Consider the following 15,800-nt stretch of genomic DNA (forward strand, 5'->3'; position numbering starts at 1 on the left):
AAATATTTCTGAGCTGGAATGCACTGTGCAGTGACGCTGAAAAGCGGAATTTTATCATAGAATTAGACCCGGTAATTTGCCAGGCTTAAGCCAGACGATGTTAAGGGAGTGAACCGCTATGAAATCAGGACGCTATATTGGCGTGATGTCCGGCACCAGCCTTGATGGCGTGGACGTGGTACTGGCGGCCATTGATGGTCAAATGGTGGCGCAGCAGGCCAGCTATTGTCATCCCATCCCGCAGGAATTGCGCCAGCAGGTGCTGGCCATTTGTCAGGGGCAAACCTTGACGCTGTCGCAGCTCGGGCAGCTGGATACGCGGCTGGGCAAGCTGTTCGCCGAGGCGGTTTTAACCTTGATGCACCAGCAGTCGCTGGAGGCCAGCGACATTATGGCGATTGGCTGCCACGGACAAACGGTGTGGCATGAGCCGCAAAGTGATGCGCCGAATACACTGCAAATTGGCGATAACAACCAGATCGCGGCGGCAACCGGCGTCACGGTGATTGGGGATTTTCGTCGCCGCGATATGGCGCTCGGCGGGCAGGGCGCGCCGCTGGTGCCGGCTTTCCATCAGGCGCTGTTGATGGACAGCGCTGAGCGCCGCATGGTGCTGAACATCGGCGGCATCGCTAATCTGTCACTACTGATCCCCGGCCAGCCGGTACGCGGTTTTGATACCGGGCCGGGCAATATGCTGATCGATGCGTGGATTTGGCGCAACAAAGGTTTGCCGTACGACAAAGATGCCGCCTGGGCGCGCAGCGGTCAGGTGGTTCCAGCGCTGCTGGAGTTGATGCTCAGCGATCCGTGGTTTGCACTGCCGCCGCCAAAAAGCACCGGGCGCGAATATTTCAATCTCAGCTGGATCGAGCAGCAGTTGCAGCGTTTCCCGGCGCTGGCGCCACAGGATGTACAGGCTACGCTGACCGAGCTGACGGCGTTAACCATTGCGCAGCAGGTGCAGCTCAACGACGGTTGCGATCGTCTGTTGGTCTGCGGCGGAGGCAGCCGAAATCCACTGCTGATGGCGCGGCTGGCCACGCATTTGTCGGGAACGGAAGTCGGTACCACCGACGAAGCGGGCATCAGCGGTGATGATATGGAAGCGCTGGCCTTTGCGTGGCTGGCGTTTCGCACATTAAATGGGTTACCGGGCAACCTGCCAGCGGTAACGGGTGCGCGGGACATGAGCGTATTGGGCGCAATTTACCCCGCCAATCCCCGACTTGGTCGTTAAGAGGTAAAAATGAAAAACATAATGATGATACTGAGCAGCGTGGCGCTATTAAGTGGCTGCGGCATGATGCATAAGCAGGAAGAGGCACCGCAACAGCTGCGCTATCAGTGCGGGACTTTGCCGCTGACGGTCACTCAGGATAACGCGAAGCAGCAGGTGAGCTTTATTCTGGATGGTAAGCCCCTGACGCTGGCACAAACGGTGTCGGCCTCTGGCGCGCGCTACAGCGACGGCACTTACGTCTTCTGGTCAAAAGGCAATGGCGCTTTTGTTGAACGTAATAACAAAATCGTGATTAATGATTGTGAATTGCAGAACGCGGATACCTCCGTTCAGTAAACGTGAGAAAGAGAAACAGCATGAGCGACAGTGACAGCTTGCAACATATTGCCCATCTGCGTCGTGAATACACCCGCGGCGGGCTGCGACGTAAAGATCTGCCCGATAACCCTTTGGCGCTGTTTGAGCAGTGGCTGCAGCAGGCCTGCACCGCGCAGTTGCCGGATCCGACGGCAATGACGGTCGCCACCGTTGACAGCAGCGGCCAACCTTATCAGCGCATTGTGCTGCTGAAGCATTACGATGAGCAAGGCATGGTGTTCTATACCAATCTCGGCAGCCGCAAGGCGCTGCAGCTGGCAGAGAATCCGCGTATTTCGCTGCACTTTCCATGGCACTTCCTTGAGCGTCAGGTGATGGTGCTGGGCGAAGTGGAAAAACTGTCGCCGCTGGAGGTACTGAAGTACTTCAGCAGCCGCCCGCGTGATAGCCAGATTGGCGCATGGGTGTCGAAGCAATCAAGCCGCATCTCGGCGCGCGGCGTGCTGGAAGGCAAGTTCCTCGAACTCAAACAGAAATTCCAGCAGGGCGACGTGCCGCTGCCGAGTTTCTGGGGCGGCTACCGTGTCAGATTCCACACCGTGGAGTTCTGGCAGGGCGGCGAACATCGTCTGCACGATCGCTTCCTCTACCAGCGTAATGACAATGGCTGGTCGATTGACCGTTTAGCCCCGTAAAACTGCGTTTTATCCCCTTTCAACGCTGGCGCAGTTGGCGTCAGCGCTTTATGCTATAGCCCTCTTTTTTTTCGTCTCCGCACGTCAGCGGAAAGCTGTGTACCAGCCTAGGTGCAGTCTGATCAATTTGGAGTCAGTGATGACCAGCAGTAACCTGATACAACAATTGCAAGAAAGGGGCTTAGTCGCCCAGGTAACGGATGAAGAAGCGTTAGCAGAGCGACTGGCGCAAGGGCCAATTGCACTCTATTGCGGCTTCGATCCTACCGCTGATAGCTTGCATTTGGGCCATCTGGTGCCGCTGCTCTGCCTGAAACGTTTTCAGGATGCCGGACACAAGCCGGTCGCGCTGGTGGGTGGTGCCACCGGTCTGATTGGCGATCCCAGCTTTAAAGCAGCAGAACGTAAACTTAACACCGCTGAAACCGTTGGCGAGTGGGTGGATAAGATCCGCAACCAGGTCGCGCCTTTCCTCAGCTTCGATTGCGGCGACAACAGCGCGATTGCCGCGAACAACTACGATTGGTTTGGCGGCATGAACGTGCTGACCTTCCTGCGCGACATCGGTAAGCACTTCTCAGTGAATCAGATGATCAACCGCGAAGCGGTGAAACAGCGTCTGAACCGCGAAGATCAGGGCATCTCTTACACCGAGTTCTCCTACAACCTGCTGCAGGGTTATGACTTTGCGGAGCTGAACAAGCGTCACGATGTGGTGCTACAGATTGGCGGTTCCGATCAGTGGGGCAACATCACCTCCGGTATCGATCTGACGCGTCGTCTGCATCAGCAGCAGGCGTGGGGCTTGACCGTACCGCTGATCACCAAGTCTGACGGTACCAAGTTCGGTAAAACCGAAGGTGGCGCAGTGTGGCTGGATGCGAAGAAAACCAGTCCATACAAGTTCTACCAGTTCTGGATCAACACTGCGGATGCCGACGTATATCGCTTCCTGAAGTTCTTCACCTTCATGAGCATTGAAGAGATCAATGCGCTGGAAGAAGAAGACAAAAACAGCGGCACAGCGCCACGTGCGCAATACGTGCTGGCTGAGCAGGTGACGCGTTTGGTGCACGGCGAAAGCGGCTTAACTGCGGCAAAACGCATCACCGAGAGCCTGTTCTCCGGCAGCCTGAGCGCGATGACCGAAGCGGACTTCGAGCAGCTGGCGCAGGACGGCATGCCAACCATCACGCTGACGGCAGAAGACGATTTGCAGCAGGCGCTGGTGGCGGCTGAGCTGGTGCCATCACGCGGCCAGGCTCGCACCATGATCGGTTCTAACGCGGTATCGCTGAATGGCGAAAAACAGTCAGATGCGGAGTATCGTTTCAGCGACAGCGATAAACTGTTTGGACGTTTCACGTTGTTGCGTCGCGGTAAAAAACATTACTGCCTGATTAACTGGCAGTAAGCGTTCAGGGCCGGCTTCCGGCCCTTTTTTATGGCAAGACAGCAGTACAGGGCAAAATGAAAAATATTCTCGCAATTCAATCTCACGTTGTTTACGGACACGCCGGTAACAGCGCTGCCGAATTCCCGATGCGCCGCATGGGCGCAAACGTTTGGCCGCTGAATACCGTGCAATTTTCTAATCACACTCAATATGGACACTGGACCGGCACCGTGATGCCCGCCACGCATTTGACCGACATCGTAAAAGGCATTGCGGCGGTTGACCGCCTGAAAACCTGTGATGCGGTGTTAAGTGGCTATTTGGGATCGGCGGAGCAGGGCGAACAGATTCTGGAGATCGTGCGTCTGGTGAAAGAAGCCAATCCGCATGCGTGGTTCTTCTGCGACCCGGTGATGGGCCATCCGGAGAAAGGCTGCATCGTGGCGCCGGGCGTGGCGGAGTTTCACTGCAAAATGGCGTTGCCTGCCAGTGACATCATCGCCCCGAACCTGCTGGAGCTGGAGATGCTCAGCGGCCATGAAGTGGCCAACGTGGAGCAAGCGGTGGTTGCGGCACGAGAACTGATTAGCAAAGGCCCGAAAGTGGTGCTGGTGAAACATCTGGCGCGTGCCGGACGTCGTAGCGATCGTTTTGAGATGCTGCTGGTGACCGCCGATGAGTGCTGGCACATCAGCCGTCCGCTGGTGGACTTTGGCGTGCGTCAGCCGGTTGGCGTGGGCGATCTCACCAGCGGTCTGCTGCTGGTCGATCTGCTGCACGGCAAGTCGCTGCAGGATGCGCTTGAGCACATCACCGCGGCGGTTTATGAAGTGATGCTGAAAACCCACGAAATGGGCGAGTACGAATTGCAGTTGGTGGCCGCGCAGGATGCGATTGCTAAGCCGACACAGCATTTCGCCGCTGAAAAGCTGTAAATTCCCCGTGAGGTGCGCAGTCCTGCGCACCTGCCATTCAGCTCACCATGAATGACGATCCAACGATCTGGGGCGTACGCACTGATAGCGACCCGACGAAGAATAGCGCTGGATTAAACCAAACCTTCCGCCTTCAATGCCGCTTGCACCGCTGGGCGCTCTGCAACCCGATTAAACCAGGCATCCAGCGCATCCAGTCCCGCTAAATCCAGCTTGATGGCTTTAGCCCAGCGCGTCACCACGAACAGATACACATCGGCAACGGTAAAGCGTAATCCCAGCAGCCACTGTTTATCCTGCAACGCCTCATTCACCTGCTGATACTTTTTCTCCAGCTGCGCACGGGCAATGGTTTTGTACTCTTCCGGGGTATCCGGACGGAACAGCGGGCTAAAACTTTTATGCAGTTCGCTGCTGACAAAACTCAACCACTCCAGCGTGTGATAGCGCGTCAGGCTGCCGGTCGGCGCCAGCAGATGGCGATCCGGCTTAAGATCCGCCAGATATTGCACAATCGCCACGCCTTCGGTCAGGATGCTGCCATCGTCAAACTGCAGCGCCGGCACTTGTCCTTTCGGGTTAATCTGCCAGTAATCTTCTCCCTGCTCGGTCACTTTCTTCTGCAGGTCCACGTTCACCTGGGTGAAGTCGAGCCCGCATTCCAGCGCGACAATATGCGGTGATAGCGAACAGGCACCGGGCTTACAATAGAGTTTCATCATGGCTTCTCCTTGAGTGTTGTGGTGATCAAAGCAGCATAAGTCTGCCAGGGATATTTACCCGTGACTGCGATCAGGAATTACGGTCAACGTTCAGGTTTATTCAGCAAAGCATGGCAGTAACGGCAGCTTTTCGAGCGCAAAATCCCAAAATTGCCGCACTTTAGGCGTCATATTCTTCACACGCTGGGTCACTAACTGCACCGGCAGCGGCGCGGGTTCCCATTCTGGCAGCAAGCGCAGCAGTTTCCCGCTGTGGATATCGTCAAGAACCTGATACGACAGCAGCCGTCCGATGCCGTGTGCGCTGCGTAGCGCTTCCAGCTGGCTCTCCACATCATTAACCCGCAGACGCGGCGTGATGCGCACGCGCAGGTCGTGAGCGAAGCGCCACTCGCGCGTATGGCGCAAGCTCGTCACTAACGCATGTTGAGTCAGTTCAGTGGGATGAACAGGCGTGCCAGCCTGTTGCAGATAGTCGGGGCTGGCAACCAGCGTTGAACGCACAGTGCCAACCTGACGCGCCACCATCGAAGAGTCCTGCAGTGCACCGATGCGCAGCGCGATATCGAGGCCGTTTTCGATCAGGTCCTGATAGCTGTCGCTGAGCACCACTTCAATCTGCATCTCCGCATGCTGTTGCAGGAAGGCATTCACCAGGGGCATGACGTGGCGACGACCAAACTGCACCGGCGCGGTTAAACGCAGCAAGCCATGCAGGCCGCTGTGGTGAGCGCTGTCGATGGCGCGCTGATAATCGCTCAGCACGCGCTGTGCCTGCTCAAACAGCTGCCAGCCAGCTTCGGTGGGTGCCAGCTGGCGCGTGGTGCGTTCAATCAAAGTGGTGGCGAGGCGGGCTTCAAGGGTGTTGAGGGTGCGCGTGATCACCGGTGGCGATCGCTGTAACAAACGTGCGGCACCGGCCAAACTGCCTTGCTGGATAACCGCGACAAATACCTCAAGCTCATCAAACCTGTCCATGCTTATTCCACTCAGATTAACAGTGAGCCGACATCATGAAGTTAAGCGAGCAAAAAGCGAAGTGTGGGTAGCAGAAATCGTTAAAGGAAATGTGAATGGCGGCGAAATAGTGGGTAGAAAAAAGCCGGGACATGCCCGGCTTTCTGCTTACTGATTGGCGCTGGCGCGTTTCAGTTCAGTTTGACTATCATCCTGCGTCATGCGGTTCAGCAGTGGCGCGGTGATTAACATCAGCAGGGCGATCACGCCGGTGGCGATACCAATCTGCTGGAATACATGGCTGTAGACCGCCAGTGACGTGTGTGGATCGGTCACATCATTCGGCACCGCCATCAGGTTCGCGACTTTACCGGCAATCATTGCCGCACCCGCGGTGGTCAGGAACCACGAACCCATGATGAAGCCCATTAAACGCTGTGGTACCAGCTGTGCCACCATTGCCAGGCCCAGACCGGAAATCATCAGCTCACCAATGCTCTGCAGCGCATAGCTAAGGATCAGCCAGTTCACTGAGACGATACCGGCTTCGTTGGCAAATTTGGCACCAAACGGCAGAACCAGGAAGGCCGCTGAACACAGCACCATACCGAAGGCGAATTTGTGTGGCATCGGCATTTTATCGCCAAGCTTGTTGTACACCGCGGCCAGAATCGGGCTTGCCAGCATAATCCAGAACGGGTTCAGCGCCTGGAACTGCTCCGGCTCAAAGGTGATGCCGAGAATCGCGTGCTCAACGTTGCGGATAGCGAAGAAGTTAAGTGAGGTTGGCATCTGCATGTAAAGCACGAAGAACACAATCGCTTCAACCATCAGCAGGAAGGCCACGATCATCTTACGACGTGCGGCCCCCTTCAGCGCGAAGGCTTCTTTGGCGAAGATCACCACGATACCGGCGGCGATGACGCCCAGCGTCATACGTGCGATGCTCTGGTGATGCAGCAGCCAGGCCGCCAGCGCAATCAGTGCTACCACGCCAATCAGCGTCATCAGCAGTTTACCCATCTGCAGCGGGGCAAAATCCGGCTTGGATCCGTAGTTTTTCACGACACGCTGGAAGAACAGAAAGTTCAGCAGCGTGATCACCAGACCGACAACCGACAGCGAGAACGCGGCGCCCCAGCCATATTTCGCGGCCAGCCACGGCGTCAGCATCATCGAGAACAGCGAACCGATGTTGATCGACATGTAGAACATAGTGAAGGCACCGTCGAGGCGCGCGTCATCTTTCTCGTAGCAGGTCGACAGCAGGGAAGACGGGTTAGCTTTAAACAAACCGCTACCTACCGCGATAGTCGCCATGCCGATATACACCATTGAGGTGTCATGGCCGGAGAAGGCAATCAGCGCATAACCCAGCGCCAGCACCATTACGCCGAGCACGATGACGCGTTTGGTACCCAGCACTTTATCGCCGAGCCAGCCGCCGATGGCGACTAAACCATACACCAGCGCGCTAAACGAGGTGAACAGCGTAATGGAGTCCGCTTCGGACATGCCCAGCTGTTTAACCAGGTAAACCGCCATGATGGCTTGCAGGCCGTAGTAACCAAAACGTTCCCACAGTTCGATGGAGAAGATCAGATAAAACGCTTTCGGTTGCTTAAAAGCGTTGAGGCTTGGCGCCCCGTCAGTGTGTTTGTTTGCAGTTGACACGTATACCTCAGTTTTAACATAGCCTGTTTTGCGACAGGAATTAAGTCTGCGTCGGGCTGGGTAATCCCGCGCAACATTGTTATTAGAAAGGAAAAACGGCGACTAATTTGGCTGAATCACTCCAACAGGGCAAGCATTTTCTGCACGCTGAAATACTTGCAATAGGTAGGGTTAATGCCGTTATACAAAGTTGTAAATCAGTGTTAAATCTCGCTGGGTGGAATTATATCAGGATAAACAGGTGAAATGCAGATCGGGAAGATCATTTTCCTGATATAAACTGCTCAGGGCGGCTTTATCAGAATATAACGCTAAAGTTCATAATTTATACAGATATTATTATTGCCGTTGTGCGCATAATAAGCACAACAGCTTGATTGGTGAGCGTAATAAGCAGTCAAAAGATTCCAGAACGCTAATTAGTTGATCCTGCGCACAAAACCACGAATTAATTATCAGGGTAAAAGAAGAAAACGTTTGCGTAGCTGACATCTGGCGAAGATTAGCGCGGTCTGACACCTTATTTGGCAGATAAACAGGCGTCCATAAGCGCAATGCGTGGAAACGAAAGCCGCATAAATCGACGTTTAATGGCATTTAGACAGCGGGTTAACTTTGCTGTAACCTCCTTTTTTCCCTGAAAGGACGTAGTCATGATGAAGTCGATTCGTGTCGCCCTGATTGGCGATTACCGTGCTAATGCCGTTGCGCATCAGGCCATTCCTCCCGCTGTACAACTCGCTGCAAAAACCCTTTCACTCAACGTCAGCGCCGACTGGATCGCCACGCCGGAACTCAATCAGCACAACCTCAATGATTACCAGGCGATTTGGTTGGTTCCGGGCAGTCCTTATCTCAATGATGCGGGCGTGTTTGCCACCCTTCGCTGGGCGCGGGAAAGCGGTAAGCCATTTTTGGGCTCGTGCGGCGGATTTCAGTACGCCATCGTTGAGTACGCGCGCAATGTGCTGGGCTGGGAAGATGCGGTGCATGCGGAAACCGATCCCAGCGGTCGCTGGGTGATTGCGCCACTGGCCTGTTCGCTGGTGGAACAGCGTGGCAGCGTGACCTTCCAGCCGGGTTCACGTATTGCTCGGGCTTACGGTGCGTTACAGAGCGATGAGGGTTACCACTGCAACTTTGGCGTCAACGCCGAGTTCAGCGCAGCGCTGGCGACGCAGAATCTGCAGATCACGTCATGGGATTTGGAAGGCGACGTGCGCGGCATTGAATTGACCGATCACCCGTTCTTTGTCGCCACCTTGTTCCAGTCCGAGCGGGCAGCGTTACAAAACCGGCTGTCGCCGCTGGTGGTCGCCTGGTTGCAGGCCGCCGCAGGTTAAATACGCAGCTGGTCTATGGCGTAATGCGTGTCAGTTAAGCCAGCAGCGAGTGCGCTGGCCGGGGCCCGCTATGAAGCTTTAGTGCGCGCAGTTGAAAAGGGCACATTTGCCGTGACGCAGCAAATGTGTCAGAGCCCGCGATTCAGAGTTCGGTTTTGGCGTCGAATTCACACAGATCTTCGATCAGACAGGATCCGCAACGCGGTTTGCGCGCCACGCAGGTATAGCGACCGTGCAGAATCAGCCAGTGATGGCAATCGACTTTAAACGCCGCCGGCACCACTTTCAGCAGCTTATCTTCCACTTCTTCCACATTCTTGCCCGGCGCAAAGCGGGTGCGATTGCTGACGCGGAAAATATGAGTATCAACGGCGATGGTCGGCCAGCCGAAAGCGGTATTCAGTACCACGTTGGCGGTTTTACGCCCGACGCCCGGCAGCGCTTCCAGCGCCGCACGATCTTCTGGCACTTCGCCACCGTGCCGTTCCAGCAGGATGCGGCAGGTCTTGATGACGTTCTCCGCCTTGCTGTTAAACAGGCCGATGGTTTTGATGTACTCCTTCACGCCATCCACGCCCAGCGCCAGCATCGTTGCCGGGGTATTCGCCACCGGATAGAGCTTCGCGGTAGCTTTGTTGACGCTGACGTCGGTGGCTTGCGCGGAGAGTAACACCGCAATCAACAACTCAAACGGCGTGCTGAAGTTCAGTTCTGTGGTCGGATGCGGATTCTCATCACGCAGGCGCGTCAGGATCTGCGCGCGTTTCTCTTTATTCACACCGCTTTCCCGGTTGCGCCTTGCGGCTCCGCTTCAGGCGCTGCTGCACGGGTGGCCGCACGCTGTTTCATCTTCTGATCGATCAGGTATTTTGCTGCCAGCAGCATGCCAAGGCCGATAAAGGCGCCCGGTGGCAGCATCGCCAGCAGCATCGGCGAATCAAAGTGCACCACTTCAATACGCAGCGCTTTGGCCCACGGCCCCAGCAGCTGATCCGCCCCGTTGAACAGCGTGCCGCTGCCAATCAGTTCACGAATCGATCCCAGCGTCACCATCGCGCAGGTTGCGCCCATGCCGATGGCAAAACCGTCCAGCGCCGAAAGCGGAATGCTGCTCTTTGAGGCGACCGCTTCAGCGCGACCCACCACAATGCAGTTGGTGACGATTAGCGGGATAAAGATGCCGAGCGACTGATACAAACCGTACGCATAGGCGTTGATCAGCATCTGCACGCAGCTCACCACTGAAGCGATGATCATCACGTAAATCGGAATACGGATTTCGGCCGGCACCCAACGACGCGAGGCGGAAATTGCGCTGTTGGTGATGGTCAGCACCAGCGTGGTCGCCAGGCCTAAACCGAGAGCGTTGGTCGCTGTTGAGGTCACCGCCAGCAGCGGACAGAGACCGAGCAGCTGCACCAGCGCGGAGTTATTTTTCCACAGGCCGCCGACCAGTAAATTTTTGGCTTCACTCATTTGCATCTCCACATTCAGGCAGCGAAGCAAGCTTCGCTGGCAGTGTTTCAATCAGCAGCGCGGTGCGCTTGGTGGCGTTGACCACCGCGCGTGGCGTAATGGTTGCGCCGGTAAATTGGTCGAATTCACCGCCGTCTTTTTTCACCGCAAAATTTTTGTCATCCGCGCCGTGGATCACTTTGCCATTGAAGCTGTTAATCCAGTCTGAAATACGCAGTTCGATTTTATCGCCGAGGCCCGGCGTTTCATGGTGCTCAACCACGCGCACGCCCAGCACTTTGCCGTGGAAATCGGCACCGACCAGCATCTGAATCGCCCCAGAATAGCCGTCTGGCGCGGTGGTCTCAAGCGCGGCCGCCACCGGCTGATCGCCTTTACGCGCTAAATAGAGATGGTGCGGGCGATCATTGCCCAGCGCCAGCGCATCGGTCACCAGATAACACTCTTGCTGGATGTGATTGTCGTACAGATCGGTCGGCACCACCTGATCTAACAAATTTTTCTGTTGCAGCGCGGTCTGATGCTCCACCGTCGGCTTGGTGACATAGTTAACCACCGCCGTCACGCCGGTGGTGATCACCGCAAAGGCCGCCAGCGTCACCGCATTTTTACGAATAGCTTCGATCATCTTCAATCCTTGCGATGGCCGTAAACGCGCGGCTGAGTGTAGTAATCAATCAGCGGCACACAAATATTGGCCAGCAATACCGCGAAGGCGACGCCGTCCGGATAGCCGCCAAAGCTGCGAATCAGCCACACCAGCAAACCAATCAGCGCGCCGTAAACCAGGCGGCCGCGATTGGTGGTGGAGGCGGTCACCGGATCGGTAGCAATAAAGAACGCGCCGAGCATGGTGGCACCGGAGAACAGGTGAATCAGCGGTGAGTTAAGCGACTCCGGCGAGAACACCCAGCCCAGCGTGGCGCAGAACGCCAGCGAGACGAGGAAACTGACCGGAATGTGCCAGCGGATAGCATTCTTTGCCAGCAGCAGCGCGCCGCCCAGCAGATAACCGAGGTTAACCCACTGCCAGCCAACACCGGCTAACACGCCGCTGTAGATCGGCTCCGCCAGCAGCTGTTCAGCGCTGTGCCCAGCACGCAGGCCGGTTTTAAAGGTATCGAGCGGTGTCGCCTGGCTGACGCCATCAACGCCGAGCTGCAGCTGCTGCATGGTTTCACCGGCCAGCGTGTGATGGGTGAAGATCATACTGAGCGAATCCAGCAGGCCGGGTTTGATCGCCTGCAGGCTATCGGGCGGCAACCAGCTGGTCATCTGCACCGGGAAGGAGATCAGCAGCACCACGTAACCGACCATTGCCGGGTTAAACGGGTTTTGCCCCAAACCGCCGTACAGCTGTTTGGCAATGACGATGGCGAAAATGGTACCTAACACCACCAACCACCACGGCGCGAGCGGCGGCAGGCTGATGCCCAGCAGCAACGCGGTGAGCAGGGCAGAGTTATCGGATAAGGTCGGCAACACCGGCGTTTTACGCAGGCGCAGAATCGCCCCTTCGGTGGCCCACGCGGTGGCGGTGGCCAGCAAAACCTGAATTAAGAAACCGACGCCAAAGAAATACCATTGTGCGGCCATGCCCGGCAGCGCGGCAAACACCACCAGCAGCATGATATTGCCGGTGCTGCGGCGGTTGTGGGTATAGGGAGAACTTGCAATACGAAAAGCCATTTAATCCTCAGTCGTCGAAGGCTGCTGCTGCGCTTTACGCGCTTTGGCACGGGCGACCGCAGCGGCAATCGCCGCTTTGCGTGGGTCGGCGGAGTCAGGAGAGGCAGCAGCCTCCACTTCAGGAGATGTGGCTTCAGCCTGCTGAGCGGCAGCCGCGGCTTTCTTCGCTTTGGCACGCGCAATCGCCGCTTCAACGGCGGCCTTGCGCGGATCAACTTCAGCAGCAGGCGCGTCGGCTGACGGCTCGGCGGGTGCCGGTGCAGCGGGTTGTGCGGAAGCGGCGGCTTTTTTGGCTTTGGCGCGCGCAATCGCCGCTTCAACGGCGGCCTTGCGCGGATCGACTTCAGCAGCAGGCGCGACGGCTGGCGGCTCAGCGGGTGCGGGTTCTGCCGCAGCGGCAGCTTTTTTCGCCTTCGCACGCGCAATCGCGGCTTCCACCGCCGCTTTACGCGGATCGACTTCTGCCGCAGGCGCATCAGCTGGCGGCTCGGCAAGCGCGACGTCAGCCGCTGGTGCGCCCGCTTTCTTCGCTTTCGCCCGGGCAATTGCCGCTTCCACCGCCGCTTTACGCGGATCGCCGGACTGACGACTCAGCGCCTGCGTTTCAGCTTGCTTCTCGGCCTGCTGCGCTAAGGCTTGTGTATGACGCGCTTCGCGTTCCGCAGCATCCTGCTCCGGCGTTTTTTCCTGACGCGCTTTCACGCGTGCCACGGCGGCGTCGAGTTCACCCTGATCGCTACGCGCCACGCGCTGTTTAGCCTGTTCATGACGCGCTTCACGCGCCTGTTTTTCGCGTTCCAGGCGTGCCAGACGCGCTTCGAAACGCGCTTTCGCTTCGGCGGTACGTTTCGCTTCAAGATCGATGGCGCGCAGTTCGGCTTTTTCCTGGCGGTAATATTGCACCAGCGGAATGTTACTCGGGCAGACGTAAGCGCAGGCGCCGCACTCAATGCAGTCATCAATATTGTGCGCGCGTGCTTTTTCGTGATCGCCGCCCTGGCTGTACCAGAACAGCTGCTGCGGCAGCAGTTTCGCTGGGCAGGCATCCGCGCAGGCGCTGCAGCGGATACAGGATTGCTCTTGCTGATCGTTGCCCATTTCGCTGGCCGACGGCGCCAGAATACAGTTGGAGATTTTCACCAGCGGCACGTTCAGCGACGGCAGGGTAAAGCCCATTAGCGGACCGCCCATGATCACCATCTGGCGCGATCCCGGCGTAAAACCGGCATGCTGCAGCAGGTGGCTGATCGGCGTACCGAGCCGTCCCCAGACGTTGCGCGGGCGCGCCAGCGCTGCGCCGGTCAGCGTCACCACGCGTTCGGTGATCGGTTCGCCGTCTACGATGGCGCGTTTTACCGCCCACGCGGTGCCGACGTTTTGCATCAGCACACCGATATCGGTGGAACGTCCGCCGTGTGGCACTTCGAGGCCGGTGAGAATCTGCGTCAGCTGTTTCGCGCCACCAGACGGATACTTGGTAGGAATCACGCGAATCTGCAATTCACGATCGCCGCCCAATGCCTGTTTCAGCGCGGCAATGGCTTCCGGTTTGTTATCTTCTATGCCGATCAGCACGCGTTCCGCCTGCAACACCCACGCCAGAATGCGGCAGCCTTCCAACACTTCGGCGGCACAATCCTGCATTAAACGGTCATCGGCAGTGATGTACGGCTCGCACTCGGCGGCGTTGATGATCAGGGTTTTTACGCCGCGCAGGCCGCCGCGCAGTTTGGTGGCGGTCGGGAAGCCCGCGCCGCCTAATCCGGCGATGCCGGCATTGTGAATGCGTTTTACCGCTTCTTCACGCGACAGGGCGCGGTAATCGGGCTGCGGATCGAGCGTGGTCCAGCGATCTTCGCCGTCGGCACGCAGGAAAATGCACAGCTCGGAGAGGCCAGAAGGGTGCGCCGTCATGTGTGGCGCAATCTCTTCGATGGTGCCGGACGTTGGCGCGTGCACCGGCAGCATGCGTCCGCCGCCAAAGGTCAGCGGCTGGCCGCGCAGCACTTTGTCGCCGGGCGCCACGCAAATCTCGCCTTCATGGCCGATATGCTGTTTTAACGGAATGATAAAGCGCTCAGGCAGGGGTAACTGGCTCAGCGGCGTACCGTTGGACTGTGTTTTCATCTCAGGCGGATGGATGCCGCCCTGAAAATCCCACAGCTTCTCTTTGCGGAACAGGTTTAACAAATTAAGCATGGGTTTCTACCGGGATCACCCGTACAGGAATGGTGTCGAGATTCCACTTCCAGTTGGCCGTGGTGGTGGCAACCGGGCGCATCTCAATGCAGTCGGTCGGGCAAGGCGCAACGCAGAGATCGCAGCCGGTGCAGACATCGCTCAGCACGGTGTGCATGGCGCGCGTGGCACCCACGATGGCGTCCACCGGGCAAGCCTGAATACATTTGGTGCAGCCGATGCAGTTCTCTTCATCGATCCATGCCACGGTACGTATCGGCTCCAGCACGTCTGCGCCGCCGTCGAGCGGTTGCGGTTCAACGTTGAGCAGCGCGGCCAGCTTGAGCATGGTCTGCTCGCCGCCGGGCGCGCACTTATTGATCGCTTCACCGTTGTTACCCACCGCATCGGCATACGGGCGGCAGCCGGGATAGCCGCACTGACCACACTGGCTCTGCGGCAAAATCTCATCGATCTGCTCAACAATCGGATCTTCTTCCACCTCGAAGCGACGTGAGGCGTAACCCAGCAGGGCACCAAACACCAGGCCCAATGCAGCCAGCGCGATAATCGCAATCCAAATCGCGGTCATTAGAATTTCACCAGCCCGGTAAAGCCCATAAAGGCCAGCGCCATCAGACCTGCGGTGATCAGCGCAATCGAGTTACCTTTAAACGGCGCGGGAACATTCGCCAGTACCAGACGCTCGCGCATGCCGGCGAACAGCACCATCACCAGCGAGAAGCCGAGTGACGCACTGAAGCCATACAGCGCCGCCTGCAGGAAGGTGTGATTGAGGTTAACGCTCAATAATGGCACGCCCAGCACCGCACAGTTGGTGGTGATCAGCGGCAGGAAGATACCCAGCAGGCGATAGAGCGACGGACTGGTTTTACGCACCACCATTTCGGTGAACTGCACCACAACAGCAATCACCAGAATATAGGCGAGGGTGCGCAGATAGACCAGATCAAGCGGCACCAGAATGAGGTGATTCACCAGCCAGGCGCAGATCGCCGCCAGCGTGATCACGAAAGTGGTGGCAAGTCCCATGCCAATGGCCGTTTCCAGTTTTTTTGACACGCCCATAAATGGGCAAAGGCCGAGGAATTTGACCAACACAAAGTTGTTCACCAGCACTGTGCCAACAAAGAGAAGTAAGTAATCGGTCATT

At 57.3% G+C, this 15,800-nt stretch carries 16 protein-coding genes; 6 read left to right on the plus strand and 10 right to left on the minus strand.

The features are described 5' to 3' along the window. The first annotated feature begins 118 nt into the window (after positions 1-118). The 5 genes from anmK to pdxY all read left to right on the plus strand — a co-directional run bounded on the left by anmK (position 119) and on the right by pdxY (position 4,587). Positions 119-1,240: an anhydro-N-acetylmuramic acid kinase gene (anmK, locus tag PO881_RS08705; RefSeq protein ID WP_192233669.1), complete on the plus strand. Its 1,122-nt coding sequence runs from the start codon at positions 119-121 to the stop codon at positions 1,238-1,240. Between the two features lie 9 nt (positions 1,241-1,249). Continuing rightward, positions 1,250-1,579, plus strand: a complete 330-nt coding sequence (locus PO881_RS08710) for an MliC family protein (RefSeq protein WP_110866045.1) — start codon at positions 1,250-1,252, stop codon at positions 1,577-1,579. A 20-nt stretch (positions 1,580-1,599) separates the two neighbouring features. After that, the gene (gene pdxH / locus PO881_RS08715; RefSeq protein WP_101764536.1) at positions 1,600-2,256 is read left to right on the plus strand and encodes a pyridoxamine 5'-phosphate oxidase; all 657 of its coding nucleotides are present in this window, start codon (positions 1,600-1,602) and stop codon (positions 2,254-2,256) included. 139 nt (positions 2,257-2,395) lie between these two features. Next, the gene (gene tyrS, locus PO881_RS08720) at positions 2,396-3,670 is read left to right on the plus strand and encodes a tyrosine--tRNA ligase (RefSeq protein WP_008110275.1); all 1,275 of its coding nucleotides are present in this window, start codon (positions 2,396-2,398) and stop codon (positions 3,668-3,670) included. Positions 3,671-3,726: 56 nt separating this feature from the next. Then, on the plus strand, positions 3,727-4,587 hold the full coding sequence (pdxY, locus tag PO881_RS08725; protein WP_101764534.1) for a pyridoxal kinase PdxY: 861 nt from the start codon (positions 3,727-3,729) through the stop codon (positions 4,585-4,587). Between the two features lie 113 nt (positions 4,588-4,700). Here pdxY and gstA read toward each other — a convergent pair whose 3' ends face one another. The 3 genes from gstA to dtpA form a co-directional block, all read right to left on the minus strand. Further along, the gene (gene gstA, locus PO881_RS08730) at positions 4,701-5,306 is read right to left on the minus strand and encodes a glutathione transferase GstA (protein WP_199559682.1); all 606 of its coding nucleotides are present in this window, start codon (positions 5,304-5,306) and stop codon (positions 4,701-4,703) included. Positions 5,307-5,405: 99 nt separating this feature from the next. Continuing rightward, entirely contained in the window at positions 5,406-6,287 is an 882-nt protein-coding gene (locus tag PO881_RS08735; protein ID WP_110866047.1) for a LysR family transcriptional regulator, read from the minus strand. 147 nt (positions 6,288-6,434) lie between these two features. After that, positions 6,435-7,940, minus strand: coding sequence for a dipeptide/tripeptide permease DtpA (dtpA, locus tag PO881_RS08740; protein ID WP_101764531.1), 1,506 nt, complete (start codon positions 7,938-7,940; stop codon positions 6,435-6,437). 653 nt (positions 7,941-8,593) lie between these two features. Between dtpA and PO881_RS08745 the strand changes: the two genes are divergently transcribed. Continuing rightward, a complete protein-coding gene (locus PO881_RS08745; protein ID WP_280172758.1) occupies positions 8,594-9,283 on the plus strand; it encodes a CTP synthase in 690 nt (229 codons plus the stop codon). Positions 9,284-9,425: 142 nt separating this feature from the next. On the opposite strand, the gene nth is transcribed toward PO881_RS08745, so the two are convergent. Genes nth through rsxA form a run of 7 tightly spaced genes read right to left on the minus strand, consistent with a single transcriptional unit; the run spans position 9,426 to position 15,799 of the window. After that, on the minus strand, positions 9,426-10,061 hold the full coding sequence (gene nth / locus PO881_RS08750) for an endonuclease III (RefSeq protein WP_280172759.1): 636 nt from the start codon (positions 10,059-10,061) through the stop codon (positions 9,426-9,428). Then, positions 10,058-10,759: an electron transport complex subunit E gene (locus PO881_RS08755; protein ID WP_008110261.1), complete on the minus strand. Its 702-nt coding sequence runs from the start codon at positions 10,757-10,759 to the stop codon at positions 10,058-10,060. The genes nth and PO881_RS08755 overlap by 4 nt, the downstream gene beginning before the upstream one ends. Further along, entirely contained in the window at positions 10,752-11,387 is a 636-nt protein-coding gene (rsxG, locus tag PO881_RS08760) for an electron transport complex subunit RsxG (RefSeq protein ID WP_101764528.1), read from the minus strand. Before rsxG ends, PO881_RS08755 begins: the two co-directional genes overlap by 8 nt. A 2-nt stretch (positions 11,388-11,389) precedes the next feature. Next, positions 11,390-12,448: an electron transport complex subunit RsxD gene (gene rsxD, locus PO881_RS08765; RefSeq protein ID WP_110866051.1), complete on the minus strand. Its 1,059-nt coding sequence runs from the start codon at positions 12,446-12,448 to the stop codon at positions 11,390-11,392. After that, positions 12,449-14,647 (minus strand): electron transport complex subunit RsxC, encoded by a 2,199-nt coding sequence (gene rsxC / locus PO881_RS08770; protein ID WP_280172760.1) that lies wholly within the window; start codon positions 14,645-14,647, stop codon positions 12,449-12,451. Then, positions 14,640-15,218: an electron transport complex subunit RsxB gene (rsxB, locus tag PO881_RS08775; protein WP_110866053.1), complete on the minus strand. Its 579-nt coding sequence runs from the start codon at positions 15,216-15,218 to the stop codon at positions 14,640-14,642. The genes rsxC and rsxB overlap by 8 nt, the downstream gene beginning before the upstream one ends. After that, entirely contained in the window at positions 15,218-15,799 is a 582-nt protein-coding gene (gene rsxA, locus PO881_RS08780) for an electron transport complex subunit RsxA (RefSeq protein WP_101764524.1), read from the minus strand. Before rsxA ends, rsxB begins: the two co-directional genes overlap by 1 nt. Position 15,800 lies beyond the last annotated feature (1 nt).

The organism is Pantoea sp. SS70 (assembly GCF_029866845.1).
In the GTDB taxonomy this organism is placed as follows: domain Bacteria; phylum Pseudomonadota; class Gammaproteobacteria; order Enterobacterales; family Enterobacteriaceae; genus Pantoea; species Pantoea leporis.